The sequence below is a fragment of the Anaerosolibacter sp. genome (genome assembly GCF_029240175.1).
Lineage (GTDB): Bacteria > Bacillota > Clostridia > Peptostreptococcales > Thermotaleaceae > Anaerosolibacter.
This window is the reverse complement of sequence record NZ_JARBTM010000002.1, coordinates 166841-193345: the sequence shown is the minus strand read 5'-3', so window position 1 is coordinate 193345 and position 26505 is coordinate 166841. Positions and strand designations below refer to the sequence as shown.

Annotated in this window: 26 protein-coding genes; 6 read left to right on the top strand and 20 right to left on the bottom strand. The window is 42.0% G+C overall.

Going from position 1 to position 26505, the window contains the following annotated elements; translation table 11 throughout:
* Nucleotides 1–14 precede the first annotated feature (14 nt).
* The 4 genes from K0R93_RS02135 to K0R93_RS02120 all read right to left on the bottom strand — a co-directional run bounded on the left by K0R93_RS02135 (nt 15) and on the right by K0R93_RS02120 (nt 3224).
* On the bottom strand, nt 15–416 hold the full coding sequence (locus K0R93_RS02135) for a hypothetical protein (RefSeq protein WP_300296867.1): 402 nt from the start codon (nt 414–416) through the stop codon (nt 15–17).
* 17 nt (nt 417–433) lie between these two features.
* Nucleotides 434–670, bottom strand: a complete 237-nt coding sequence (locus tag K0R93_RS02130; protein WP_300296864.1) for a hypothetical protein — start codon at nt 668–670, stop codon at nt 434–436.
* Complete coding sequence (locus tag K0R93_RS02125; protein WP_300296862.1) at nt 671–2851, bottom strand: heavy metal translocating P-type ATPase; 2181 nt, start codon at nt 2849–2851, stop codon at nt 671–673.
* Nucleotides 2852–2966: 115 nt separating this feature from the next.
* Nucleotides 2967–3224, bottom strand: coding sequence for a hypothetical protein (locus K0R93_RS02120; protein WP_300296860.1), 258 nt, complete (start codon nt 3222–3224; stop codon nt 2967–2969).
* A gap of 205 nt (nt 3225–3429) precedes the next feature.
* Here K0R93_RS02120 and K0R93_RS02115 point away from each other — a divergent pair, with 205 nt between their 5' ends.
* Nucleotides 3430–6543: a cation-translocating P-type ATPase gene (locus K0R93_RS02115; RefSeq protein ID WP_300296857.1), complete on the top strand. Its 3114-nt coding sequence runs from the start codon at nt 3430–3432 to the stop codon at nt 6541–6543.
* A 38-nt stretch (nt 6544–6581) separates the two neighbouring features.
* Here the strand turns inward: K0R93_RS02115 and K0R93_RS02110 are convergent, their stop codons facing one another.
* A complete protein-coding gene (locus K0R93_RS02110; RefSeq protein WP_330684974.1) occupies nt 6582–6830 on the bottom strand; it encodes a cysteine-rich small domain-containing protein in 249 nt (82 codons plus the stop codon).
* A gap of 159 nt (nt 6831–6989) precedes the next feature.
* Here K0R93_RS02110 and K0R93_RS02105 point away from each other — a divergent pair, with 159 nt between their 5' ends.
* From K0R93_RS02105 to K0R93_RS02095, 3 genes are read left to right on the top strand one after another with little or no spacing between them, the layout of a single operon-like run.
* Nucleotides 6990–7694, top strand: coding sequence for a YetF domain-containing protein (locus tag K0R93_RS02105; protein WP_300296855.1), 705 nt, complete (start codon nt 6990–6992; stop codon nt 7692–7694).
* Between the two features lie 25 nt (nt 7695–7719).
* Nucleotides 7720–8793: an asparaginase gene (locus tag K0R93_RS02100; RefSeq protein WP_300296852.1), complete on the top strand. Its 1074-nt coding sequence runs from the start codon at nt 7720–7722 to the stop codon at nt 8791–8793.
* Nucleotides 8775–9827: an asparaginase gene (locus tag K0R93_RS02095; protein WP_300296850.1), complete on the top strand. Its 1053-nt coding sequence runs from the start codon at nt 8775–8777 to the stop codon at nt 9825–9827. The genes K0R93_RS02100 and K0R93_RS02095 overlap by 19 nt, the downstream gene beginning before the upstream one ends.
* 50 nt (nt 9828–9877) lie before the next feature.
* Here K0R93_RS02095 and K0R93_RS02090 read toward each other — a convergent pair whose 3' ends face one another.
* Nucleotides 9878–10600, bottom strand: coding sequence for a DUF421 domain-containing protein (locus K0R93_RS02090; RefSeq protein WP_300296847.1), 723 nt, complete (start codon nt 10598–10600; stop codon nt 9878–9880).
* Between the two features lie 561 nt (nt 10601–11161).
* Here K0R93_RS02090 and K0R93_RS02085 point away from each other — a divergent pair.
* Together K0R93_RS02085 and abc-f are read left to right on the top strand one after the other, a co-directional pair.
* On the top strand, nt 11162–11713 hold the full coding sequence (locus tag K0R93_RS02085) for a peroxiredoxin (protein ID WP_300296914.1): 552 nt from the start codon (nt 11162–11164) through the stop codon (nt 11711–11713).
* Between the two features lie 384 nt (nt 11714–12097).
* Entirely contained in the window at nt 12098–13987 is a 1890-nt protein-coding gene (gene abc-f, locus K0R93_RS02080) for a ribosomal protection-like ABC-F family protein (protein WP_300296844.1), read from the top strand.
* Nucleotides 13988–14050: 63 nt separating this feature from the next.
* Here the strand turns inward: abc-f and K0R93_RS02075 are convergent, their stop codons facing one another.
* The 14 genes from K0R93_RS02075 to K0R93_RS02010 form a co-directional block, all read right to left on the bottom strand.
* The gene (locus K0R93_RS02075) at nt 14051–15223 is read right to left on the bottom strand and encodes a 1-propanol dehydrogenase PduQ (protein WP_300296841.1); all 1173 of its coding nucleotides are present in this window, start codon (nt 15221–15223) and stop codon (nt 14051–14053) included.
* A 140-nt stretch (nt 15224–15363) separates the two neighbouring features.
* The gene (locus tag K0R93_RS02070; RefSeq protein WP_300296838.1) at nt 15364–15912 is read right to left on the bottom strand and encodes a BMC domain-containing protein; all 549 of its coding nucleotides are present in this window, start codon (nt 15910–15912) and stop codon (nt 15364–15366) included.
* A 171-nt stretch (nt 15913–16083) separates the two neighbouring features.
* Nucleotides 16084–16944 (bottom strand): hypothetical protein, encoded by an 861-nt coding sequence (locus K0R93_RS02065; RefSeq protein WP_300296835.1) that lies wholly within the window; start codon nt 16942–16944, stop codon nt 16084–16086.
* Nucleotides 16945–16956: 12 nt separating this feature from the next.
* A complete protein-coding gene (locus K0R93_RS02060; RefSeq protein ID WP_300296832.1) occupies nt 16957–18288 on the bottom strand; it encodes a 4Fe-4S dicluster domain-containing protein in 1332 nt (443 codons plus the stop codon).
* A gap of 14 nt (nt 18289–18302) precedes the next feature.
* Complete coding sequence (locus tag K0R93_RS02055; protein WP_330684976.1) at nt 18303–19691, bottom strand: aldehyde dehydrogenase family protein; 1389 nt, start codon at nt 19689–19691, stop codon at nt 18303–18305.
* A 7-nt stretch (nt 19692–19698) separates the two neighbouring features.
* Nucleotides 19699–20685, bottom strand: coding sequence for a cob(I)yrinic acid a,c-diamide adenosyltransferase (locus K0R93_RS02050; RefSeq protein ID WP_300296826.1), 987 nt, complete (start codon nt 20683–20685; stop codon nt 19699–19701).
* 13 nt (nt 20686–20698) lie between these two features.
* Nucleotides 20699–20968 (bottom strand): EutN/CcmL family microcompartment protein, encoded by a 270-nt coding sequence (locus K0R93_RS02045; protein WP_300296824.1) that lies wholly within the window; start codon nt 20966–20968, stop codon nt 20699–20701.
* Between the two features lie 51 nt (nt 20969–21019).
* Entirely contained in the window at nt 21020–21790 is a 771-nt protein-coding gene (locus K0R93_RS02040; RefSeq protein ID WP_300296821.1) for a flavoprotein, read from the bottom strand.
* Between the two features lie 11 nt (nt 21791–21801).
* Nucleotides 21802–22623, bottom strand: coding sequence for an ethanolamine utilization protein EutJ (gene eutJ / locus K0R93_RS02035; protein ID WP_300296818.1), 822 nt, complete (start codon nt 22621–22623; stop codon nt 21802–21804).
* A gap of 14 nt (nt 22624–22637) precedes the next feature.
* On the bottom strand, nt 22638–23285 hold the full coding sequence (locus K0R93_RS02030; RefSeq protein WP_330684971.1) for a phosphate propanoyltransferase: 648 nt from the start codon (nt 23283–23285) through the stop codon (nt 22638–22640).
* 6 nt (nt 23286–23291) lie between these two features.
* On the bottom strand, nt 23292–23573 hold the full coding sequence (locus K0R93_RS02025) for a BMC domain-containing protein (protein WP_300296911.1): 282 nt from the start codon (nt 23571–23573) through the stop codon (nt 23292–23294).
* Nucleotides 23567–24190, bottom strand: coding sequence for a BMC domain-containing protein (locus K0R93_RS19240; RefSeq protein WP_300296812.1), 624 nt, complete (start codon nt 24188–24190; stop codon nt 23567–23569). Before K0R93_RS19240 ends, K0R93_RS02025 begins: the two co-directional genes overlap by 7 nt.
* A gap of 20 nt (nt 24191–24210) precedes the next feature.
* Nucleotides 24211–24672 carry a glycerol dehydratase reactivase beta/small subunit family protein gene (locus K0R93_RS02015; RefSeq protein WP_300296810.1) on the bottom strand — a complete coding sequence of 154 codons (462 nt, stop codon included), beginning with the start codon at nt 24670–24672 and terminating at the stop codon, nt 24211–24213.
* Entirely contained in the window at nt 24669–26498 is a 1830-nt protein-coding gene (locus tag K0R93_RS02010; protein WP_300296807.1) for a diol dehydratase reactivase subunit alpha, read from the bottom strand. Before K0R93_RS02010 ends, K0R93_RS02015 begins: the two co-directional genes overlap by 4 nt.
* Between the last annotated feature and the right edge of the window lie 7 nt (nt 26499–26505).

Genomic DNA, 26505 nt, shown 5'->3' with positions numbered 1-26505 from the left:
CTGTTTAGAATATGTTACATATGATCTGCTGCTGTGTTGCTGCTGGTATTCTTAATATGGGCAATTTCATCCTTTAATCCTGTAATGGAGGTATTTAATTGCTCCATGAGTCGATTGGTTCGTTCCCGCTCTTCCCTTAACTCTTTCATAAGCATTTCATGTACGCCCATTTGTCCTGCCATATGGTGCTCCTGCCCTATATGGGATGCTTTGTCCATCATATTTCCCATCATATGTTTACCTTCGTCAAACATGCCTTTTGTTTTGTCTGAAAACATCATCATCCCCTGGGCGCCTTTTACCGCTGCAGGACGTACTGCTTGCTTGATCTGGGGTCCAAAGAAATATCCCACTGCTGCTACGCCTAAGCCAATTAGAAAACTCTGAGAACCAAAGGGCTTCATCATATCATTCATTTCATCAACCTCCTCCACTATTTCCCAAAAATCAGCGTTTTGGCAATTGCTTTGTACACCTCTCTATTGTTATGCTTTTCACTGCACTGGATTGCATAGCCAGAAAAGCTTTGAACCGAGTCTTTCCACATATCAACGATTTGATCCTGCTGTTGCGGATTCTTTTCTATCATTTCAAAACTAACTTCAATAAGATTTCGCAAATCTCCGAAGGACTTTTCGAATCCTTCTTTCAATTCATTGATATTCTCCAACTACTTCACCTGCCTATCTAAATATTTCATTTCGTATCGAAGGGGTCTCATGCCGTTAAGCATAATGATGAGACTATGAATATCCTTATATAAAGACGCACCAAAGGGACCGATTCGATTGCTCAGCACCAAAACAATCCCTACAAAATTTAAACCCATGGATAAGGTATGGTTTTGATAAATATTATTCATCGTATGTTTGCTGAGGTCCATGATACTGGGAATAGAATACATATTTTCATTGACAACCACCATATCAGCCCCTGCTGCTGCATCGTGATTATCTCCATTGGAAATTGCAATACCCACATCTGCTCTACTTAGGGCAGGACAGTCATTGATACCGTCCCCAACCATGGCTACAACCTTACCGCTGTTCCTCAATCCTTTTATTCTTTCATTTTTTTCCTGGGGAAGCATACTTCCTCGATAAAAATCAGCACCCATCGCTCGTCCCATTTGATTGACGATCTCATTCTCATCTCCTGATAAAATCTCGATATCTATAGGGCCAGTACCCCGGATTTCCTCCAATGTGAGGAATGATTCTCCCCTCAACTCATCTTGAACACCAATCAATCCAATCACAGCCTTATCATATACAACATAAATTGGGCTCTGCCCCGATTGCTTTAATTTTTTCTCTTTTGATTTAAAATCCGAAACACGTACATTATGAGCTATGAGCATTTCCTTATTCCCCACAAGTACTTCTTTGCCGTCCACCTTCCCAATGATTCCCTTGCCTATCTGATAATCCAATGAGTCAACATTCTGCAGGTGAATGCCGCGATGTTCTGCTTCCTTTTGCAGTGCCTTGGCAACAGGGTGCTGGTTTTGTCCTTCACAGGATGCAGCAATGGAAAGGATCTTTTCTTCTGTATTCTCCCCAATTTTTATAATATCCCTTACCTGGGGTTTTCCATAGGTAAGGGTACCTGTTTTGTCAAAAATGATCTTATCTACTTTGTTCATGGATTCTATACTTTTGGGTCTTTTTATGTATATACCATGGGCGTAAGCATTCATAATAGCTGCCTTTAATGCCATAGGGGTAGCTGCATACGCTGGTTTTGGGCAGGCTACCAATAATAGGCTTAATAGCATCATGGGATCTCTGGTGAAAGCGAATCCCGCCAGTGAAGCGAGAACAGTATAGGGCATCATTTTATGATAATATTGATCTACCGTGTCTTCAAAGTTCAGCTTTTCCTTCCACGATGCCTCTATCATTTTTAAGATTTTTCTATATTCCGTGGTATCTCCCGTTGCCAAAACCCGTACCTCTATTTCTCCATCCTCTAGGGTAGTACCAGAATAGACCGGTTCCCCTGTATGAACATAATGGGGGGATGACTCACCAGTAAGAATTGCATAATTCACTGCGCCATTGCCTTTCATCACTTCTCCATCAATGGGGATAAACTCCCCAGACTGGAATAACACCCGGTCGCCTTTCTTTATATCTTCATAGGAGATCTGTACCTTTTGTCCATCCTCAATTTTATAAACAAATCCCCTTCGATGGCGAAGCAGATCTTGTATCATCTTTTTTGATTGTTCATCTAAATAGGCAACAACGGTTTCGCTTAAATAGATCATGGTAATAATAAATAAACCTAAGGTGCTTTCTCTCAGTACAATGCAAGTAAGACTTAGAATACTCAACAATAAATTACAGTTCCATCGTCCATTGATCTGGATACGATCGATTCCTTTTTTAAAGATAGGAAAACCTGTAACGAGGGTAGTCACCGTTGCTATAGTAAATATGACTTCATCCTGGGCTAAGACTGTTCTGCCAAATAAGATTTGTTTGATCATGATGCCTGTCAGAATTGAACCACATAGTACTACCTTATTGATTCCAGTCCTTACTTGATCCTTTGGCTGTATCTCCTGATAGGATTCAATAAGGGCGTAGGCATGATTGGATATATTCACATGGCGAGCATTATAAATTAAATCTTCCAATGTAAGGATATTGGTTTCCTTCTCGTCAAAAAATATAAGAATATTTCCGGTATAATGATTGGCAGTAACCTTATATACCCCCTTCTCCTCTGAAAGATGACAGGTTATCTTTTCAGCATATGCAGAATTACCTTTTAATCCCTCTATGAAGATTCTTACCCTTCCAGGCAGTACAAATTTATTGTTGGCTACATTTGCATAGTACAAAACATATACCTCCTAAAACGAAAGTGCCATAACCATACCCATGGCCATAGAACTAAAATACATGATCGTTCCCAATAGGGCGATTTTTATGAACATCATCATCTGCTATCCCTCCTTAATGTTCTGTATGCCGTTGGTCCACTTCTCCTTGATAAGCATTGAGAGGGCCCATTTTATTTTTCATATTTTCATAGTGCGCTTCTGCCATAATATCTTCCACTTCTTCTTTGATCCCATAGGCTGCACCCTTTGCTATCTCAGCAAGATTCATGGCCTGACTTGTGGCTGTGATTGCTGCTTTGCGAATTGGTTCCTTCATTCTCACCAATGCATTAAAGGTAACTACACCTAAAAAAAATCCCAATGGTTCCACCCAACTTGCACCTCCTAAAAACATTCTTCCATATATTTTGAACAGATACCGCTTTATTATGCACCTTTGAGATTTGTTTTATTAGAATTTCCTACAAAAGTATTTTACTTACTATAATTAGCACCAAATGTACGCATAAGTATTTCTTTTCTGATTTATACTATATGTTGAATCTTTTTCTATCATAGCAGTATAGGAGGTTAACATGGAAAACAATTTGCCCCCTGGTTTTAGTATTATTGAATATACTTCCAACATTCCTGGCAGAATGAGAATAAAATTTGACGGACTAAAAAATAATGAGGCTATGTGTAGCCATGTCATAGATTCTTTAGCAGCAGCGCCTGGTGTTCACCTCGTTTCTGCTAGCTGCTATACAGGAAAGGTGCTTATTCACTACTACATTGATAAAATTTCCAGTGATGAAATTATGGAACGAGTGCAGAAGCTTACAAAACATAGACCTATGCAAAAAAATAATAAAAAAATTATTCATCATGATTTTCAGTTCACAAAAGTCTTATCCTTGGATGAATTTAGAAAAAATAAAGCTGTGCTATCTGATGCGTACTATCAATACAATCTAGAAAATATACTTCCCCAATCTCATCAAGGAAAAGAGTATGCGCCTTGGCACAATCTCACCCTCAGGGATGTAGTCGTGCAGCTCAATACAAATACATCAGAGGGATTGAACAGTGAAGAAGCAGAGGCAAGACTAAGAAAATACGGTTTGAATGTTTTTCAAAGCAAAAAACATCGATCTCTATTTTCGATGTTTTTAAATCAATTCGATGGTTTCATCATTAAGCTGCTCCTCGGTGCCAGTGGCATTTCTCTTCTCCTTGGTCAAGCAGCCGATGCCATAACAATCCTTGGAATTATCGGCTTAGAAGCAGCTCTAGGAGTTTGGCAGGAATATAAAGCAGAGAAGTCATTGGACGCCTTAAAGGAAATGTCTTCTCCCACGGCCCATGTGATTCGAGCAGGTATTCCTCAGAAGATTGCAGCAAATCAACTTGTTCCTGGAGACGTGATTTCCCTTGAGGCCGGTGATCAGGTTCCCGCTGATGCCAGACTTATAGAAGCCTATCATTTGGAAGTCATTGAATCCTCATTAACAGGAGAATCCTATGGGGTTCAGAAACAGGCTGTTGACTTCTTGGATACCCATCTCCCCCTAGGCGATCGCATCAATATGATATATATGGGTACATCGGTAGTAAGGGGCAAAGGTAAAGCCGTTATCGTAGATACAGGCATGGATACAGAAATGGGAAAAATTGCTGCTATGCTAAATGATGCAACGGAAGAAAGAACACCGCTGCAAAAAGATCTGGATAGGTTGGCAAAAACAATTTCAATCGGTTGTCTGGGTGTATGCGGCATTATTACACTGGGGGGCATTCTGGGCGGACAGCCACTTTTTGAAATGCTCAGCACAGGTGTAAGTCTGGCAGTGGGTGCTATCCCTGAAGGTTTAACCACAGTGCTAACCATATCCCTAGCCTTTGGCGTACAGCGGATGGCAAAAAAAAGTGCCATTGTCAAGACATTGCCTGCTGTGGAAACCTTAAGCTGTACCAAAGTCATTTGTACCGACAAAACGGGTACCTTAACAAAAAATGAAATGACTGTAAAAGAAATCGTAACTTTTGATAAGTACATTCATGTAGCTGGTGAAGGATACAATCATTACGGAAACTTTTATCATAACGATGAACTTATAGCGGCCTCACAACATGAAGATTTACAATGGCTGTTAACGACAGGAGCCCTTTGTAACAATGCAGAGATCCATGAAATAGAGAATGGAGAATACAAGATCAAAGGTGATCCCACAGAAGCAGCCCTATTGATTGCTGTGGAAAAATCTGATTTATCCCTCAACACCTTCTCATGTTATAAAAGAGAACACGAAATTCCTTTCGATCCTACAACGAAACAGATGACAGCAGTCTGCTCAGATGATACTGGGAACTATTACACCTATGTAAAAGGAGCCTTTGATACCGTTATAGAAAAATGTACCCATATTATAATTGATGATGTAATAACACCTTTAGAGAACAATCATATCCATGCAATGATTGCAAGAAGTGATGAGATGGCGTCAAAAGGGCTGCGTGTCTTAGCCCTGGCATATAGGCCACTTACACAAAAGCCAGCTTCTTATGATGACCTTGATCTGGAAGGAAACTTGATTTTCCTAGGCTTAGCAGGCATGATGGATCCACCTCGCCCTGAAGTCAAGGCTGCCATTGAAAAGTGTCATAGTGCAGGTATCAAAGTAGTCATGATCACAGGGGATCATAAAAAAACAGCATCAGCCATCGCCGATGCTGTCAACCTCCTCACAGAGGATGGATTAGTTCTCTCCGGTGATGAATTAGATGTCATGGATGAAGAAGCGCTGGCCCACATCATTGATCGTGTTCAAATATTCGCTAGAACATCACCCCAGCAAAAGCTAAAGATCATCAAGGCTTTTAAAAAGAAGGGCTATATTGTGGCAATGACAGGAGATGGCGTAAATGATGCCCCCGCTGTCAAGGAAGCCCATGTGGGTATTGCCATGGGTAGAAATGGGACAGATGTCACCAAGGAGGCTTCATCCATCGTCTTAACCGATGACAATTTTACAACCATTGTAAAGGCCATTGAAGAAGGCAGGACCATCAACCGGAATATCAAAAAATTCGTCAAGTATGTCCTTTCCGGTAACCTTGCGGAGGTTATTGCTATATTCGCGGCTGCCGTCACTGGCATACCTGTTCCGCTCATGCCTAGTCAAATCCTTATGATTAACCTGGTCACCGAGGGCATTCCCGCTTTATCCTTAGGTATAGACCCCCCTGAAAAGGATATCATGCTGGAACCTCCAAGGGATGCCAGAGAAAGCATCTTTGACAGCAAGCTTAAGCATAGAATCATTACCAGGGGCATCGCCACAGGACTTACTACTTTAGGCGTATTTGGCGGCACCATGTTCCTAACAGGTAATCTAGCAAAGGCGCGAACCATGGCCTTCGCCAACATCGTGTCCTGTCAAATGCTCCATGCCTTTGAGTGCAGTTCTATGTCAATTACACGGAACAAATATTTACTGCCGTCTATCATGATATCTACAGGCATCATGCTGGCATCTATCTATCTACCGCCTTTTGCATCGCTATTTTCCATGGTACCATTAAATCTCATGGACTGGGCGGCGATTCTATTGTCTACAACGGTGCTGAGTAGAATCGATGACTTCTTCAAGGATCTACTCTACGTGGCTCGACTAAGAAACCGTCCTTCCTTTGGTGTCGTAGCTTAGTAATAGCAGAGGACAGCGATATTCGCTGTCCTCTGCTATTACTCACCACATCGTTTGATAACTTCTTCCATCTTTTCCATGATATGATCATACCCGTTTTCCCCATGGGGAACTAAACAAAAGCTGCAATCTTTGATATTCTCTGAGTACTTAAAGTTCCCACCACAATCCTTTTTTAATAGATACAGGGGGCAATAACAAAACAGGCAGTTAAACTTACTATCGTCAGCTACCTTATGGCATGGAAAATATTCACAGGCTCTATTCTGATTGAATCTATAGGACATCATTATTCCCTCTTTTCTATATAAGTTCATGCTATAAAACTATTTTATCATAAATCACTTTACTTCAACAGAAATGATATCTATGACAGGATTCATTGAATAATGCCTTTTTATTCAACAAATCCTATAAAGAGAACTTATCTAAAGGAGATTTGTAGCATGAATGAATACCTGCTGATTTTAATTCGCATCATAACCATAATGCTTCTGCTTCTTTTCACGACGCTCCTGATCATGGGTAAAAGGCCTATTGGAGAACTGCCAGTATTTGATTTTCTTGCCATTATTGTTATGGGCGCCATTGTAGGTGCGGATATAGCTGATCCAAAAATCAAGCATCTTCCTACTGCCTTTGCAGTTGTTGTACTGGCAATTTTTCAACGCCTACTTAGCTACTGGGCAATCAAAAATAATAAAGTTCGGAAAGCTGTAACCTTTGAGCCCACCATCATTGTACAAGATGGCCAGTTTATTCATCATAATTTAAAGAAGATAAATTATTCTGTGGAGGAAGCCCTCATGCTTCTTCGAGAAAAAGATGTTTTCGATGTGGGCATAGTGAAATATGCCATCATCGAAGCCAGCGGTAATCTATCGGTTCTAAAGAAAGCCCTTTATGAACCCATGACAAAGGAAGACATGCATCTGTCAATCAAAGAGACCGCCCTCCCCGTTACCGTTATTCTCGAAGGACAACTTAACTGCAAAAATATTGCCAGGATTGATTTTACGGAAGATTATGTGTTAAAAATGTTGAAGCAAAAGGGTTACACGGACATAAGCAAGATTTTCTTCGCATCTATGGATCATCAGGGAAACATCAGCATTTCTCCTTACGACCTTATAAGTGATGCCATCGAATAATTCATTCTATATCAAGAGGTGATCTATGGATTCTTTAGTGCTATTAACGCGATCTCAACGTATTGAGAGTATCCACAGGGGAAAGATATGTATTTCTGATGCATCTGGCCGTATTGTATCCAATATTGGAGATCCTTCGGGAAAGGTTTATATGCGCTCCTCTGCAAAGCCATTTCAAGCTGTAGCCCTTGTAGCATCTAGAGCCATGGAAAAGTTTAATCTTTCCATGGAAGAGCTTGCTATCATTTGTTCTTCCCACAGCGGTGAAGATATTCACCGTCGCACTGTAGGATCAATTCTAAGAAAGATTGGATTAACGGAGGATGCCTTAGCATGTGGTGCATGTAATCCCTATAATGAAGAGATGAATGCTTTACTAATACAAAGAAAAGAGAAGCCTACACCCCTTTATAACTGCTGTTCGGGAAAACATGCAGGAATGTTGACCCTCTGCAAATATTATAATTTTCCCATATCAAATTATACAGATGTTTCCCATCCTGTTCAGCAGCTCATTCTAAAGGTAGTGGCTGAATTGTTATCTATTGAGATCCATCAGATCATCCTTGGGACCGATGGCTGTGGCGTACCAAATTTCATGCTTTCCATGGAACAAGGCGCCTTCCTATATGCTCAGCTGGCTGCTGGGTCTAATCTTCCCCATGCCTACGCTGACGCCTTGGAGCAAATCAAAACTGCCATGCTCTCCTACCCTGTTATGATCAGCGGTGATCATGAGTTTTGTACTGAGCTGGTGCTTCACACAAAGGGTAAGGTTATAGGAAAAGTGGGGGGTGAAGGTATTTACTGTATTGCCGTACCCGAAATGGGTTTAGGCATCCTCATCAAAGTTGATGATGGTAATGAAAGGGCTGTCTATCCTATAGCGGTTCACTTACTGAGACAATTGGGCATTCTCAACTGTGAACTACCTGAAGGTTTAAGTCCCTGGGCCTATCCCCCAGTAAAAGATCATAAAGGCAAAATTGTGGGTTACACCCTTCCAGTCTTCGATCTACATGGCAGACAGCTGCCAAAGATAGCGATTGGAGAAGAATTTTTATATGAAGGAGAGTATATATGGAACCATTGGCAGTAGTGACAAGGAATGATTATATCGAAAGTATCCATTATGGATATATCACCATCGTAGATGCTTCAGGAAAAGTACTGTATAACCTAGGAAATCCTGATACAGAAATTTATTTTCGATCCTCAGCAAAACCCATTCAAGCAATCCCCCTGCTTCACTCTGGTGCTGCTAAGGCCTTCGATTTCTCCTCTCAAGATATTGCTTTGGTTTGCGCGTCCCACAGCGGCCAAAAATTTCACCAGCAAGCTGCTGTCGATATATTAAATCGACTTCACTTAGAACCTGAGCATCTCCACTGCGGTATTATGTTTCCATATAATGAAGCGGAGCATCAGAGATTATTGAAGGAGGCCTTAATGCCCACCGTTCTCCACTGCAGCTGCTCTGGAAAGCATGCTGGCATATTGGCACTAGCCAAATATAGAGGTTATTCCATTGATGCTTATGAAGATTTTTCTCATCCTGTACAGAAAGAAATTTTGGAGACCATTGCCTATTTCACCGATGAGGCAGTGGATTCTATCCCCATGGGCAAGGATGGCTGCGGTATCCCTATTTACCTTCTTTCACTGAAAAAAATAGCATTATCCTATGCTAGACTTATTCAATGGGGCAAAGATCGTAAACATATATATCATGCTGCTTGTAAAGCCGTGGTGGATGCCATGTCCCAATTTCCTGAAATGGTCAGTGGTGACAGTGAGTTTTGTACAGAACTCATGCAGTTTGCTGGCGGAAAGATTATTGGCAAAGTAGGTTCAGAAGCGGTTTACTGCCTAGGCATTCAAGAAAACAATTTAGGTGTTTGCGTAAAGATTGTAGATGGCAATGAACGAGCTATTTATCCTGTTGTAATCGAGATCTTAAAGACCTTAGGCGCGCTAAACGGCACAGCGCTGTCGAATCTGAATCAATGGCATCGTCCTCTCTTAAAGAATAACTTGAATGAAGTGATTGGTGAAATAATTCCCGTGTTTGACCTTCATCAACCTAGGCGTAATCCCTATCTTATGGGTAAAAAAGTCACCGAGCTTTTATAGTTACAACATCAAAGTAAGCGTAGTACTTCCAGCAAAATAAATTAGATAAGTCAATTTTGTTCTTCTGTAATATTATCGTCTCTTTTTAAATGATCTTCTTCTCTATCAATAAAAAGATGATTGTCTCCATCAATGGTAGCATAGAAAACGTCTTTCAGATTCACTACGTTCATCATTTTTAACTGGCTCACCAGCCATTTAACGGTTAATCCCCTTTTTTGAAGGTTTTCATAGATAATACTGCCTGTAACGATCACTTCTGTAGGCATATCTTCCTGCTTGGTCTGTAAATTTATATCTTCTGCTCGAACAAATTCTTTCCCTGCCATCTTTAAAACACTGATCTCTCCAGTGGTTTCCAGTATACCAAACTTAACGCTGTTGACATCGAATATGTCCTTTTTCCGAAGCAAATGGGTGAGATCATCCACAGAATAGTGGAATCTGGCAAGATTTTTTTCTAGAATTTTACCATCCTGAATGACGATAACCGGCTCTCCCTGAATAATCTTCGATGCCCTTCTATGCTTTAGACAGATATACTGCATGATAAAAGTCAAACTGCCGAAAAGCACGAGTCCCAATAGATGATGCCATGTCCTCTGATTCAAATCTGTAGCCAAAGTTGCAGCAATAGAACCAAAGGTAATCCCATTTATATAATCAAAAAGAGTAAGTTGGGCCACCTGCTGCCGCCCTAGAATTCTTGTAATAAATAGAATTGTGAAAAATGCCAGTATGGTTTGTAGAAAGACTTCTGCAATGACCGTCATACACTTCTCTCCTCGGATAATTCTAGGGTTATCAATCATACTAATAATGTGTTATTATTTTTCACCTTTTATACGGGAGGATATCTTATGGGACTACTCATGCAAAGCATCTTGACTTTTTCATTTATTCTTTTAGGCTTTCTTCTCATCTACTGGCTTCATAAACATGAGAAAATATAGATATCAACTAAGACTCAATTCAGATGGAGTTTGTAACTCCACCTGAACGCCAAGTCGTGTTATCCAGGGGCTGTACAACTCTTGTCTCCCGCTCGTATAAGCAGGGATCATAAATCTTTGATTTATTGATCATCGCTTACACAGCGTGCAAGCGGGAGTCTTAGAGTTGTTAGCCATCGGATAAAATCTCGAACGAGTTGTCTTCCTTTGGAATATGATATAGTAAATAAACCCAAAGGAGGCTTCCTTATGCACTTTCCTGAGTATCCTTATGTAAATCCCTATTGGCGCACCTTGTACGGCAGCGAAATATCTTATTATAGATCGAATCCCTCCTCTCCTGGCCAAGGACAGGAAAAAAGTTTCTATGACTTTTTTGATTTGGAAGATGAAGCCCCGGACTTCACAGTAGAGGCCATCATTGAGGGGGAACCCACAGATGTCAGCCTCTCAGATTATCGTGGGAAATGGGTGGTTCTCTTTTTCTATGGTTCCGATTTCACCTATGTCTGACCTACAGAACTGGCAGCAGTTGCTGACCGAAAAAGTCAATTCGAAGCCCTAGACACCGTGGTACTAGCCATAAGTACTGATAGTATTTTTTCCCATAAGGTGTTTATGGAGATCTCTCCCTCAGGGAAAAAAATCAATTTCCCAATGCTTTCTGATCGTACCCATGAGGTATCAAAGACCTATGGCATTCTCGATGAATCTGGCGGCTATGCCTATCGCGCCACCTTTATTATTGATCCTGAAGGAAAAATTCAAGCCTTCTCTGTAAACCCACAGCCTGTAGGAAGAAATATTGATGAGATTTTACGCATATTAGCAGGACTGCAATATACGGAAAGAACAGGTATGGGCGCGCCATCGGGCTGGACGCCGGGCGAGCCAGGCATACCCACAGGATGGGAATATGTAGGCAAATATTGAAAAAACATTGATAACTTTCATAATAGTGTGGTAAAATATAGATGAATTTATATAAGGAGGTGTAAGGATGAAAAAGCAGCTTTTGGTTAACACGATTTTAGATAGACTACCTGTTACAAACTCTGGCATTACGTTCAATTTTGCTATTTTAGGGGGTACTCTGTCCAAAATCGAATATTATGTTAACTTAAAGTAAGTACATCATCTTTACAATGCTTATACCGATTGATCGGCCTAGGGAGATGTTACTTGCCTAGGCTTTTTATATACTGGAGACTTGGTGTCCCTTTCTATTGGTGCATCCTTCTGTTACCTATATCCCTATGTCTAGGCAATTATTACTTGTCTAGGCTTAATTTTTTGAGCAAGAGAAGGAGGATAAAAATGATTGAGATTGCATTAAAGGAATTAGAAAAATATTATGGGGCTCATAAGGTTCTCCACAGCATCAGCTTTGAAGTCCTTTCCCATGAAAAAGTAGGCTTGGTTGGTGCCAATGGTACCGGAAAAACAACAATTTTTAAAATTATCTCCGGATTGGAGAATTATGATGGAGGCATGCTGGCCATTCGAAAAGGCGCTTCCGTTGGTTATCTTCACCAAATTCCAGTGTACCCAGACCACATTACCGTAAATGATATTCTATATGAAGCCTTTGCTCCCTTGATGGAAATCAAAAATGACTTGGAAATTTTAGAAGAGCAAATGTCTACTTTACAAAATATTCCCCTAGAGCAGGCGATGAAAAGATACGGAGAACTACAATTAGAATTTGAAACGAAAGGCGGATACACCATTGAAGAGTCCCTTTCTAAAATATGTACGGGTTTAAAGATCAGCGGAAATTTCAAAAAAAGAAGATTTTCTACCCTAAGCGGCGGTGAAAAGACTACCGTTCAATTGGGTAAAATTCTCTTGCTGAACCCTGACATATTGTTATTGGATGAGCCTACCAATCATTTAGATATAGATGCCATCGAGTGGCTGGAGGATTTTATTGCCAGCTACAAGGGCAGTGTTTTGATCATATCCCATGATCGATATTTTCTAGATGCGGCAGTGAATAAGATCATTGAGATTGAAGATGGTGAGGCTGCTGTTTATGGGGGTAATTACTCCTACTATGTGGCAGAAAAGGACCGACTGCTCATGGAACAGTTCGATGCCTTCAAAGATCAGCAAAAGAAAATAAAAGCCATGGAAGAAGCCATTGCCCGCTTCAGAGATTGGGGTAATCGCTCTGGTAATCCCAAGATGTTTATAAAGATAGCCAATATGGAAAAAAGAATTGCACGTATGGATCATATAGATAGACCTACTATGGATCGCAGGAAAATTCAGCTGCAGTTTCAAAACACCCAATCGTCCAGCAAGGACGTGGTCAAAATCCAGGGCCTTAAGAAACGATATGGTGGGCAACCGCTTTTAGAGGATATTCACTTACACATCCGGTCTGGTGAGCGGGTGGCCCTTTTAGGTAAAAATGGCTCAGGTAAATCCACATTGATTAAAGGGATTCTTCAACAGTATATTCCTGACGCAGGGGAGATTAAAGTAGGCTCCAATGTGAAAATTGGCTATTTAGAGCAGGATATCATCTTTCCTCACCCACAACACACGGTGCTCCAGGCTTTTCGTGAAGGCCTGACCATCACTGAGGGAGAAGCACGCCATCGATTAGCAAAGTTTCTTTTTTTCGGAGAAGATGTTTTTCGTAAGGTGGAGAATTTATCCGGAGGACAAAAATCTAGGCTTAAGCTGTGCCAATTGATGATGCATGACCTTCATTTCCTCATACTGGATGAGCCTACCAATCATTTAGATATTGATTCCAGAGAAATGTTGGAGGAAGCCTTAGATGATTTTTCCGGCACCATATTCTTTATATCCCATGACCGCTACTTTATCAATAAGTTAGCGGATCGTATCGTAGCGTTGGATTCAGGTAAGCTGGTAGACTATCTAGGCAATTATGACTACTATCGTGAGAAAAGAACTTCCCCTATTCAAACTGTACCTGTGATCAATAAGACGCAGAAGCCTGTGATTGAAACAGTTCGCCAACCTGTCAATCAACAGAAACACAGGGAACGCCGCATCGTAAAAATTGAAGAAGAAATAGAAATCTTACAGAAATTCATTCAAGAAAAAGATGAATATATCCAAGAATGGTCATCGAATCATGAAAAGCTCCAAATCGCCTTTGCTGAAAAGGACGCTCTACAGATCAATCTAGATCGTTTGATGGAGGAATGGGTACAACTTCAAGAATAGAATAAAGCAAAAGAGCTATGAGGTTCTGATCACTGATCCTGATAGCTCTGTTTTATATCCTCTTTATAGCCTATCTAGGCCTTTAAAAGCTTCTCGGAATAATCCGTCAATATCTTTTTCCGACACATGAATTGGATTCCCCCCCGTACATATATCTTGTAGAACACCTTCTATCATTTCAGGTATACACCCTTCAAATTCATCCTTTGAGATATTCATATCCTTTATGGCTGCAGGAATCCCTAGGACAGCATTCAGCACCTTTATTCCTTCTATGAGACTTCTTGTCCCCTCTGAAGCTGTTGCAGCAGGGAAGTTCAATATTTTTGCAATGGATGCATACCTTTCTGCAACTGCCAAATTCTTCACAACTCCATTTACAAGCCCTGCGTTGAAGTTTATTACATACGGTAAGAAAATAGCATTACTTCTTCCATGGGAAAGCTTAAATTTTGCACCGAAGGCATGGGCAAGGCTATGGTTGATCCCTAATGTTGCATTGGTAAATGCAATCCCTGCCATACACGATCCATTATGAAGCTTTGCCCTTGCCTCCATGTCGTTTCCATCTTTGAAAGCCCTCAACAGATATCCGAAAACGCTCTTAATGGCTTTTTCAGCATAAATATCCGTATAGGCACAGGCTTGAACCGATACATAGGCCTCCAAAGCATGGGTTAGCACATCCATTCCTGTGTCACCAGTCACCCCAGGCGGCACCGTCTTTGTCAGTTCCTCGTCTAAAATAGCCACATCTGGAATCATCAGGGCTTCATTCAGAGGTATTTTTATATTGTTGACCTTGTCTGTAACCACTGAATAAGAAGTCACCTCAGACCCTGTACCACTGGTCGTTGGAATGGCCACAAACCATGGCTTCTTGATACTATGGGTATCAACAAATTTCTCCTTTAGGTGGATACAGAAGCACATGATGGCCTTGGCTGCATCAATGGATGACCCTCCACCAATGGCAATCAACAGGTCTGGCTTTGTATAGATAATTTGATTTAAACCTTTTTTCACTGTCTCGAGAGATGGGTCAGGTTCCACCTCATCAAAAATGTCATAATGGATGTGCTTCTTCTCTAAAATATCCGTAACCTTCGTCACTATGCCAAGCTTTACCATGAAGGGATCCGTTACAATAAAGGCTCGCTTTCCCTCGATTCCCTCAAGGTAGCTTAGCGCATTGCTTCCATGATATATTTCTGGTCTTACTAAAAACCTTTTCATTTCATAATCCCTCCAACCTTTTAAAAAATTTGAGCCTTAATTTATCCAAAAACAAAAGCATTTCCTGCTATATATTCTAAGGAAATGCTTTTGTTCTTCACAGAGAACTAATAGTTCCCTAAGGCTGATGACAAAACATCCTATAATAGCTTTGATACAAGTTCTTGGCTCGGTGAAGCAATGGCCACTGCGCTGATAATGCCGCCAGTATCCTCCAGGTTGTTTTCACAGGCCTTAATAGCTTGTTTCACAGCTGCTACCTCACCTGAGATCAGTACAAATCCTTTTCCACCCAATCCCCTGGCCAACCGAATCTCCAACAGCTGGACATTGGCTGCTTTTACTGCCACATCTCCTGCTACGATGGAGGTAATGGCTGATATGGTTTCTATAATACCTAATGAGGTAACTTTGCTCACATCCATGGTGGCTGTCAAAGCAGGAAAGATCGATGGACTTACATTGGGAATTACATAGCTTTCGATGGTAAATATGTCTCCCGTTTGTTTTCCGACTTCCACAGCATTTTTTACGGCACCCACATCACCACTGATTAATGTAACGTACTTTCCAGGACATATTGGTGTAGAAAGGATCAGTTCAACGTGGGCAGCTTTTAACATTGCATCCGTTGCTTCTATTCCCTTTGCAATACTTTTAAATTCTACTAGCCCGATTGACTTTTTCATGGACATCGCCTCTCTCATCATCTAAAGATTTACATTAACTAAGACTCAGTTCAGATGGAGTTTGCACCCGCGGGCACAGGTAACTCCACCTGAACGCCAAGTCGTGTTATCTAGGGACTTTACAGCTCTCATCCCCACTTATGTAAGTGGGGATCTTAGAGCTGTTAGTCATCAGATAAATATGAAAATAATAAAGCTAAGAATAAATATAGCCGTTGCAGGTGGGTCGATATGGGTATCTGAATAGCTGTTAAAGGTCAATGCCGCTACTTCACATAAGATACCAGAAATCACCGCGAAAATAGCTCCGATAAAGATGTTTCCTGTAGCTATGGCAGCATAACCTGCAATCAAAGTAATGTGATGGGTTGCTGGCATGTCAAATCCCATTTGTGCAAAGATTAAAAGGGCTGCACTGATACAGAAACCAAGAACATTGATTTGTGTAAGATCCACAAGATATGAAATCACTAAACCTAAGCCAAAGGAATACAACGCAATAAAAGCAAATGATTTGGAATCAGGCACAAAGCTTCTTTTTCCTAATTCTGTGGTAGCAGCAACTTCACTTTGAGCGCTGTACTTGCCAAATAATCCCGTTTGACCGAAGGCAAATCGTGCAATAATACCTGATGTAAACACTGTCATTGCAACTGTGTCTGTAGGCAATGCCATAGAAGCATAGAAACCATTAATGATATATCCTAAAATTCCAAAAATACCGCCTACCAAAATAACACTTACATCATTGGTTTTCTTTAGAGGCGTCAAAATATCGCCGCCGCTTGCTAAATAATTCTTCTTATTGGCTGCATAGGCTGCCGCTGCTACGCCTCCTGCAAAGGCAATATGAGGTCCCAATAACGTTCCAAAAACCACATCGCCTAAAATTGTTCCAGCACCACCGGATGCAAGCACTGCAACACCGATCAATCCCACAAATCCAGTGAATATAAATGCTGGTAATGCCCCAATTAAAGCACCAAAAACACCACCGCCAAAAGCTGCTAAAATTAATTCCATGCTAAACATACTTTTTCCCCCTTATCGTTTACAAATTTCTATCACATTTTCATCGATCCTTTGTACGATGCCATCAATGCTGGCATGAATCTTTGCCCCCAATTGACCCTCTTTTACATCTGCAACAGCCTGCCCCAATGCCACAACATCTCCTGCTTGCACCAAAGGCTCTGTCTTAACCCCAATATGCTGCTTTCTATCTAACACAACACATAGGAACTCATGGTTTACGCTTTCCACCAGTGGTGCATCAACGTTATAAAAGTCAAGGCCCAATCGTGCAACAAGCTTTTTCACTGGAAACTTTCGATAGTCTCTAAACTCGTTGGTTCTCACAGGCTGCCTGTTGTTAGGATTCTTAATGCCTGCACTGCTTAATTTCCCCTTTAAAAACTGATTTAATTTCCAAGGTTGAAGGTTCATGATACATGCAGTCTCACATAGCCCGCATTCACAGCATAGAAAAGCTTCCGTAACGGATACATCGTTTTCGCAAGTACTATTGTAGCTGGCGATTCTCATCAGTTTATCCGGATGAAGCTTGTGCCCAAGCAAGTTTCTTGGACAGACTTCAGTACATAGAGAGCAGTGACAGCAGGCTGTTCTTGCTTGTCTGAGCATGATTTCTATAGACCTTACCTTGCCCTGAATCAATGAATGTTCCTCTGGCAGCACGATAATCCCCTTTGATGTTTTGGTAATGGGTTTGTCGATATTCTCCACAATTTTCCCCATCATAGGGCCCCCATCAATCACCTTAAATCGATCCACCGTTGCCCCGCCAGCCAATGCGATCACTTCTCGAATACTTATGCCAACAGGGACTTTCACTGTAACAGGTTTTCTTACTGCCCCAGTAACGGTTAGGTACTTATGGGTTACAGGTATTCCCTTCATGGCATTGCTGACATTTAACAAGGTTTCCACATTGGTAACAATCACGCCTACCTGGAGAGGAATACCGCCTTCAGGCACAATACGTTTCAATACTTCATATACTGTGATTTGTTCATCCCCTGCCGGATAAAAGTCCCCCAGTTCAAAAATCTCGATGGGATCCCCTGGATGAATCTCTCTTCCTAAAGCCTCGATGGCCAATTTGTATTTCTTCTTTAAAGCGATGATTCCTTTCTGGGCCCCTGTTTCCTTTACAATCGCTTTTAATCCTTCTAGAACCTCAGCTGCTTTAAAGGTCATCAATTGCTGGTCTACTCGCAGCAGGGGCTCACATTCAGCCCCATTTACTACGATATATTCAGCTTTTCCATTTACCTTCACATGGGTGGGAAATCCTGCGCCCCCTGCACCCACAATTCCTGCTTCACGAATGAAATTAATTAGCTGCTTATCCATGTTTTCCACCTCATCTATTTAATGGAGAATCCTCCTACAAGGGTACATCGTCTAGTTCTGGCGAAACTCTTGGCGGAAGTTAAACCTTCGCCAGTAGGACCAGCAATGGTAAATGTGGTATATCCCTCGCCCCCAACGCCAATACCTGCATAGGATGGTCCATTCTTTACAAAAATGGTTGTTTGAATTTCTTTCGCAAAACGGGTCAAATGGTCAATGTTTTTTGAATGCATAATGGCCGTATGCCTAAATCCGTGTTCTACCTTCACAGCCAATGCAATGGCTTCATCAATGTCTTTTACGCGAACGATGGGCAGCACAGGCATCATTAATTCTCCAACGACAAAAGGATGGCTTTTTTCGACCTCCATGATGATTACTTTAGTGCTTGGATCGCAATCGATGCCGATTTTACTTAAAATATAATCTGCATTTTTGCCAACAAAGTCTCTGTTGGGGTTACCACGTTCGTCAGAGATTAAAGCTTGCAGCCTGTTTAGCACATCTGCATCCTTTATTTCATAGGCACCATGCTTCTTCATATTGAAAATTAAATAATCGGCTACTGAATCCAATACAATAACTTCCTTCTCCGCAACACAAGGAAGATTGTTATCAAAGCTGCATCCTGAAATAATATCCTTTGCAGCCTTTTCAATATCGGCTGTATCATCTACCACAGCTGGAGGGTTGCCTGCACCTGCTCCAATAGCTTTCTTACCTGAAGACAATACTGCTTTTACCACACCAGGGCCGCCAGTTGCCACAAGCATATTAACCTTCTTGTGCTTCATCATGATTTCTGCTTGCTCTAAGGTTGGATCGCTTACTGTTGTCAACAGATTGCTTGGTCCTCCAGCTTCAACAATGGCGCGATTTAGTATTTCTACGGACTTTAGAGAAGTGTTTTTTGCAGATGGATGGGGACTAAATACCACGGTGTTGCCTGCGGCAATCATACCAATGGCATTACAAATCACCGTTTCTGTTGGATTTGTAGTGGGCGTAATGGCACCGATCACCCCATAAGGAGACAATTCAATCAATGTCAATCCATCATCTCCAGTATAGGCTTCAGATCTTAAATCTTCGATGCCAGGTGTTTTTTCAATGGCTACAATATTCTTTAATACTTTGTCTTCGTACCTGCCCATTCCTGATTCTTCTACGGCCATTTTTGCGAAAAGCTCCACATGCTTCCTTGCTTCTTTTCGCATCGCTTCAATAAACTTTCCTCTGGTCTCCAGATTGAACTTAACCAACTGCTTTTGCGCATGCCATGCTGCTTCTACAGCATCGTTCATATCTTGGAATATACCATATTGTTCATCAGCGGTTTCCGTTTTACTGCTGATCTCTAGTAACACTTTTTTCACAATTTCTTCTATCTTCAACGCTTCCACGTTCAATTTAGATCCCCCTTTCGTATTCAAATACTCTCAATGCTTGGGCTGCGATGATCATGTCTTCTTCTACGGTTCCGCCGCTTACTCCAATGCCGCCTACAATCTCGTTGTGAATTTTTAGAGGATATCCCCCTCCAAAGGTCACAATCCGATTTTGGTTGGTCCACTGTAATCCGTACAGCACTTCCCCGGGCTGTATCAATGGCGCCACTTCATGGGTGGCAATCTTTAATGCGGCCGATGTATAGGCCTTATTCTGAGCGATATCTAAGCTTACCAGCAAAGAATCATTCATTCGATGAAGTAAGATCATATTTCCCCCTGCATCCACAACGGAAAATACGATGGGAACACCCATCTGTGTGGCTTTTTCTTCCACTGCTTCCGCCATCTTCTTTGCCAAATCTAGATTTAGATTTTTACGATTTGCTTTGTATCCCAGCCGCTCTAACACCTTTCCCTTCACCGCTTCCTTAAAGCTATACTGTTCTTCACCACGGGCCAACATAAACAACGTATCCGACAGTCTGTTTACATATTGTATCAAATCCTGCCGCACATCTGTTCCTTCACTGAGTTCTACAATGAGCCGCTCAGCCCTTCTTATAATGGTTCTTGCCAAGTGAATGGATGCCGAGGCCGTTGTTCCTCCAGGAATGATAAACTCCTTCAATGGCCCTAACTGTGCTTCATATCGATCAATGATACTTTCTAGGGCTTCTATTTCCTTTTGTTGAACCGTATCTTTCAACAATTCGCGCCCTGCATGGTCACTGGCGAGTTCAGCCCCCAACACAAACAGTCGTTTTTGAATGTCCCTCACGATTCTTTGAATTTCTTTATCTTCTAGTAAGGAGTAGGCCACACCTAAGGCTGCATTGGCCTCATCCAAGGTACCATAGCAAGACACCCTGAGATCATCCTTTCGAATTCTGCTGCCGCCCAATAAGCCGGTTTCTCCCTTGTCACCTTTTTTTGTATAGATACCCATAGCTTCACATCCTCTACGGTTGAACTTCCATGCTGTCGATAATACCTACAATCGCAGCATCAATAGGAGAGCTTGGATTGCCAAATATGTGCCTTGCAGAACTGCCCTTGGATACCAGCACATATTCACCGGTTCCTGCTCCTACAGAATCGACGGCAACTTCCTCTTTCCCAGTGGGTTGGCCTTTTGAATCTGTGGGTTGAACGATCATTAGCTTCTTGCCTATTAGATTGTCGTCTTTTCTGGTAGCTACTACCATTCCAATCACTTTACCAACATACATCTATAACACCTGCCTCTTTCTATGATCCAGTACATTTCATTTCAAACTTTTCTACTCCTGGATAATGCGGATATCCAACTCTTTGGCAGTATCCCGAGCCAGAGACGTAATTATTGTGGTAGGCGATACCTGGAGCACATTGCCCATGCTTTTTGCATCTATAATATCTGCTCGGCTGAGAACTCTTTTGGTCACTGTATGGACCGCCTGTTGTTCTTGACTTTGTTTACTTGAAGAAATAGCTATATGGTTTTTTGTTGCGGCACTGTACAGTTGGCTTGCTTTCACAAGACGAATACCGTAATCTTCCAAAGTATTTAGATGCTGCTCCATTTTCATCAAATATGCCGTTGGTGTTTTATCCATCCCAAGCTGGAGCCGTGTGGGATTCTTCAAATCACAGCCATCCTTAGCTGCGATGATAGGAATCCCCTCCATTAGTCCATGGGCTACCACATTTGTGGTTAGGGTATCAGCAATGCCAAGGGCAATTTTCACCGCAGTGTTAAGTGTCAATGTTGGAATAATCATTTGACCAATATCCTTGTATATGGCATTTAATCCTTTTACTTCTCTCTCCAGATAAACCTCTTCCATGTTTAGCTGTTCTTTGATCAACTGCGGTGTCAATACATATTCAGCGCTATTGGAAAGTAAAACCTTTAAGCTCCACCCTTCCACTAATAGCCCTTTCAATTGAGGCACTGACTCTTGAAAACCAATGGCAGCTCCTGTAAAAATAACAAGAGCCGTTTTTCTTCTAGCCTCTAACCTTCGGATTACCTCGTCTATAATCCAATTTAATGCCTCATTGCCATTCAATACGTTTCACCTCACTTCTTACAGTTCAGTGCGATACCAAGGGGTGTGACCAGGAGAGGCCGCTCAGGCTTTACTGTTTCTACGCCTATTTCCTTAAAAAACACGCTTTCAAATTCTTGAAAACAGCAGGCACCTCCTACCACATAAATCTTCTTTACATCAAAGGATGCAATATGTCTTTTTACGATGGAAGCCATTTTTTCTACCACTGGCTTAATCACCACAAAAATTTCTTTTTGCCTGCTAGGATCTTTTTTAAATTTTTCTGCTTCTTCGAAAGAAACTTTGTAGTTTCCTGCCACAACCAAGCTCATATGGGTACCGCCTGTGGCCTCGTCGGCTGTGTAAATAACTTCACCATTCTTTAGAATGCTGATCCCAGTGGTACCTCCCCCAACATCAACCACAGCACCATCGGTTACGCCCAATACTGCTGCTGCTGCTGTTGGTTCATCCACCACGTTGATGACCTCCATATCCGATGATTCTACCACATTGGCGATGGCCTTTGCATTCCCTCCAATGGTCCCAGGGGGAACAGCGGTGGCAGCGTGGGTTAATCTTACCCCAAGCAGGCTCTCCACCTGCTGCTTTAGATTTCTAACAATTCGTACTGCACCCACATAGTCCACTACCAAGCCATCCTTTACCACCGATGCAGGATATAAAGCCCCTGCCACCGGCTGATTCATTTCATCTAGGACAGATAGTACGATGTTGGCTGTTCCCAAATCGACACCTACCTTTAGATTTCCTTGGTATCCATTCACCTGCTGCCCTTCTATGAGCTTGGCAAAGCTTTCTATATAGTCATTTGCTCTTATTAGATCCATAGACATATTCTCCTTTAATCCCTTACGATTTTCCCTAGGTCGTCGTTCCCGATTCCCCCTGCATTGGCCTCATCTATATCAAGATGCATCTCTAGTACATATTGGTCTGAAACTCGAATCAGTACATCGTGGAAAATAATCCTTCGCGGACTGTTCACCTCTACACTTACCATTTCTTTATCCATCAGTCCAAAATGGGCTGCATAATCGGGAGGCATATGGATGTGCCTTAAAGCAGCAATCACACCGTATTCCTTCTCCACACTGCCCTTTGGTCCTTTCAAGATAAATCCAGGTGTGCCTTGGGTTTTACCAGACTCTCGAACAGGAGCTTTCAGTCCCAAAACAAATCCATCACTGATAGAGATTTCTAATTGGGTTTCCTTCCGTACCGGCCCGAGGATTCTAACGTTCTCAAACTTTCCCTTAGGACCGATTACCATTACGGTTTCTTGGGCAGCATACTGACCAGGCTGCTTTAAGTCCTTCATCTTTGTCAGTTCATATCCCGACCCAAAGAGTATCTCTAAATCCTCTTTACTTAGATGGACATGGCGGTTAGAAACTCCGATGGGTACCAAGGGCTCATCTCCATAAGATAAGAGCCTTTTTACGATTTCTGATACGATTTTTTCAACCAATCCTTGATTATTGCTTATCATCATAAATTACTCCACTGTCTTAGGCAATATCTTTTCAGTATCCATATGAGGTCTTGCAATAACATGGCTGGAAACCAATTCTCCTACCTTTGCAGCTGCACTTGCACCCGCATCTACAGCAGCTTTTACAGCCCCTACATCCCCTCTTACCATAACAGTAATCAGACCAGATCCTATTTTTTCATAACCAATTAAATGAACGTTTGCTGATTTTGTCATGGCATCGGCGGCTTCTATAGCACCTACCAAACCTTTTGTTTCTATCATTCCTAGTGCATCACTCATGATACTACCTCCTTCAATTCATCGTAATGGATACAATTCGTTCTCAAATCACCTTTTCGTCTGGAACATTTTGGATCCTTGCATAAATTACATACTTCTTCTGTACTATTCACAAATTCCAAGGCTTCTTCCCCATCATCGTCTGTGGTTTCTTCTACTACTTCAATGACGGGTTCCTCAACTTCAACCTCAGCCACTTCTTCATTCTCTGGCTCAACTTCGATCTTTGTCTCTTCAACCTCAACCTCAGCCTTAACCTCGTCTTTCATCTTGGTCCCAGCTGCTTCTTGTTCCTCAATCTTGATCTCAGTCTCGATCTCAGATTTTGTCATTCCTACTGTATCTTTGGTGTATACCAATTTTTCAATCTCTTCATGGGGTCTGGGAATCACTTGTTTACTAAAAACCTTATTGATTTTGCTGGCCGCAGCGCTGGCAGCTTCCACAGCAGCCTTCACAGCGCCCACATCTCCCTCTAATTTAACAGTGATCAATCCACCGCCTTTGGAGTTTTCATAACCCAATAAAGTTACATTGGCAGATTTTACTGCTGTATCTGCCGCCTCTATGGCTGCAGCCAAACCCACGGTTTCAATCAATCCTAAAGCAAGCTTTGGCAAAGTCTACACCTCCCATCTATCTATACAATTTCCTTCATTTTGCTCATTACCTTTGCGATTAAAAGGGCCATATCCTCTCTGGTTATGCCTTCTTCCTGTATAACCCTCTCAGTTTCCTGCTCTTCCAAATCCTTAAAGGGAATACCCTTTACCAACCGTGCCCCATTGGCACCCAGCTTTCGAAGCTTCTTCATATCTCTTTGGAGATGGATTTGAAAAAGAGGTTCCTCTTCCTTCAGCCTTTTATAGTGGAGTATTACTGTACCATCTTCACCGATACCAACGCCAACACCAAGGCTGGAATCGTCTGCAGCTTGATAACCTAATTTCAAAGCTGACTTCTCTTCCTGACGCATTACCAGATAAGGGACATTTTCTTCTTCCATACCAAAGAGCATCTGATTAAAAAGGGAGGGGTTTATTCCCAGTGAACTATAATAAATATGGATTGCTGGTTGTTGACTTCCATAGTTTATCTTCACTGAATTCCTCTCCCTTCTTTTAGGGCCAATATCAGTCCTGTAGCCACTGCATTTCTTGGGCCTTCCGTTCCCCTGATATTTCCTCTGCCTGCCACAACACCAAATTGTGACAATGCATCGGTTACAAGCTGCGGTACTTCAAAGTCTAAAGCTGATCCTCCTACCAGTACCACAAACTCAATGTCACGGATATTTCCAGTGGGGCAAACCATACCCAGGGCTCTCAATGCATTGGTTACAAATACCTTCTCTTTGGCTCCCCTACGAACATATTTGATTTTCTCAATAGACTGCTGTCCTGGGATAGGCAGCATATTTCCTTCTTTCAGGATCACAACCCTGGCAAACACATTGGCATTCAGAGGTTTTTCGAAAAATTCTACCGTACCGTCCTCATGTCGTATATGAAATAGGCTCTCTACCTTTGCAAGGGGATATTTTTTGATATCTTCTGCCAAGGCTAAGTCCTCAAGACCTAATTCAGAATTGATTAGCAGTGTTACCATGTTTCCGGCACCAGCAAGGTGAATTGAAGTAATTTCGCCATTCTTGTTGATAATAGAAGCGTCCGTGGAACCTGCACCCATATCTAAGATGGCCAAAGGCACGTTGGTTCCAGGCGTGGTTAAGGCACCTCGTATGGCCATATCTGCTTCTACGCCACCAACCTCCACATCTACTAATATTTCTTTCCGCAATTCATCGGCAATCATCTGCATTTGCAGCTTGTCGGCTTTTACCATGGCTGCAATACCAACGGCGTTCTCCATGGAAAACTCTTCCGCCAATCCACCCTTGACCTTTTGTGGTACAAAGGTATCTACAGCCAAAAGGTCCTGAATCTTAATGTCGTTGGGATGCTGCTTTGTAAGCTCGGACATGACTTGTCTTACCCGCTCTAACATCCCCCCTGCATTGGTTCCTGGCTCACCCTTGATATCTTCTACTGGAGCAGTCGATCTTAGCACCTCCATAATTTTAGAAGCCCCATCATCCACATCCACGATACCTTTTCGTTTTTCACCAAGAACGTGTATTTGACCCGCTGGTATTCTTCTTTCCTGCACATCCCCCTTGGGTGTTTTAATAACGACCGCAGACCGGTTTCCAATAAGTGCCCTAGCTATAGGTACAATCAGCTTGGTTTCCTCTCCATTTAAGCCGAAAACCGTTGCAATCCCATAGGGATTTGAAAGCACTTCTACTACACCACCTGGTGGTGCTACCTCGATTGCTGCCTTCATTCCAATGGGTACCTTTTCTAGGAGCGATACCTCATCGATAATCGGAATTACCTGGTTGAGGCGATTATGAATCAATACACCATCGTCTCTTTGAGCAATAGCCCCTTGTACTTGGATTCCCTTTTCAACGGCACGATTGATTCGCTCCGCTGCATCGGCAAAATCCACAACTCTTCCAATTAGTACAATAACTGGCTCTTTCAGATTTGTATTTTCAAGATTGCTTATGTCAACGGTTGTTCCTATGCCTAAACCGATTCCTCCTGGTGTGGAGGGGTTGTGACCAATCATGGTAGACTCTGTAATAATGGTCTCCGTAATGGTTTCCATGGCCACATCCCCAATCACAGGAGCAGCTTCATTAATTCTCACCAGATCTAAATCTTCAATCTTAAGGTTGATTTTATCTAAAGCTTGTTTTAAAGCGGCAAAGACACCGTGGATGTTCTGTCGTGTTCCTTTAATTCCCGTTGTAAATACGGTGCCACTGGACTGGAAGCTCACACCCTTTTCAGAAGATATCTTGGCTATAGCTACCTCTGTAGTGGCATTTCCAATGTCTACGCCTGCGATTAGCTTCATACTTTTA

Excerpts from the sequence above, each read along its gene's own strand:
- K0R93_RS02010 (WP_300296807.1), bottom strand. The coding sequence starts at position 26,498 with ATGAAGCTAATCGCAGGCGTAGACATTGGAAATGCCACTACAGAGGTA.
- K0R93_RS02065 (WP_300296835.1), bottom strand. The coding sequence starts at position 16,944 with ATGTTTAGCATGGAATTAATTTTAGCAGCTTTTGGCGGTGGTGTTTTT.
- K0R93_RS02070 (WP_300296838.1), bottom strand. The coding sequence starts at position 15,912 with ATGAAAAAGTCAATCGGGCTAGTAGAATTTAAAAGTATTGCAAAGGGA.
- K0R93_RS02110 (WP_330684974.1), bottom strand. The coding sequence starts at position 6,830 with ATGTCCTATAGATTCAATCAGAATAGAGCCTGTGAATATTTTCCATGC.
- K0R93_RS02105 (WP_300296855.1), top strand. The coding sequence starts at position 6,990 with ATGAATGAATACCTGCTGATTTTAATTCGCATCATAACCATAATGCTT.
- K0R93_RS02030 (WP_330684971.1), bottom strand. The coding sequence starts at position 23,285 with ATGATAAGCAATAATCAAGGATTGGTTGAAAAAATCGTATCAGAAATC.
- K0R93_RS02050 (WP_300296826.1), bottom strand. The coding sequence starts at position 20,685 with ATGGGTATCTATACAAAAAAAGGTGACAAGGGAGAAACCGGCTTATTG.
- K0R93_RS02095 (WP_300296850.1), top strand. The coding sequence starts at position 8,775 with ATGGAACCATTGGCAGTAGTGACAAGGAATGATTATATCGAAAGTATC.
- K0R93_RS02045 (WP_300296824.1), bottom strand. The coding sequence starts at position 20,968 with ATGTATGTTGGTAAAGTGATTGGAATGGTAGTAGCTACCAGAAAAGAC.
- K0R93_RS02075 (WP_300296841.1), bottom strand. The coding sequence starts at position 15,223 with ATGAAAAGGTTTTTAGTAAGACCAGAAATATATCATGGAAGCAATGCG.
- K0R93_RS02115 (WP_300296857.1), top strand. The coding sequence starts at position 3,430 with ATGGAAAACAATTTGCCCCCTGGTTTTAGTATTATTGAATATACTTCC.
- K0R93_RS02090 (WP_300296847.1), bottom strand. The coding sequence starts at position 10,600 with ATGACGGTCATTGCAGAAGTCTTTCTACAAACCATACTGGCATTTTTC.
- eutJ (WP_300296818.1), bottom strand. The coding sequence starts at position 22,623 with ATGGATCTAATAAGAGCAAATGACTATATAGAAAGCTTTGCCAAGCTC.
- K0R93_RS02100 (WP_300296852.1), top strand. The coding sequence starts at position 7,720 with ATGGATTCTTTAGTGCTATTAACGCGATCTCAACGTATTGAGAGTATC.
- K0R93_RS02135 (WP_300296867.1), bottom strand. The coding sequence starts at position 416 with ATGAATGATATGATGAAGCCCTTTGGTTCTCAGAGTTTTCTAATTGGC.
- abc-f (WP_300296844.1), top strand. The coding sequence starts at position 12,098 with ATGATTGAGATTGCATTAAAGGAATTAGAAAAATATTATGGGGCTCAT.
- K0R93_RS02060 (WP_300296832.1), bottom strand. The coding sequence starts at position 18,288 with ATGGATAAGCAGCTAATTAATTTCATTCGTGAAGCAGGAATTGTGGGT.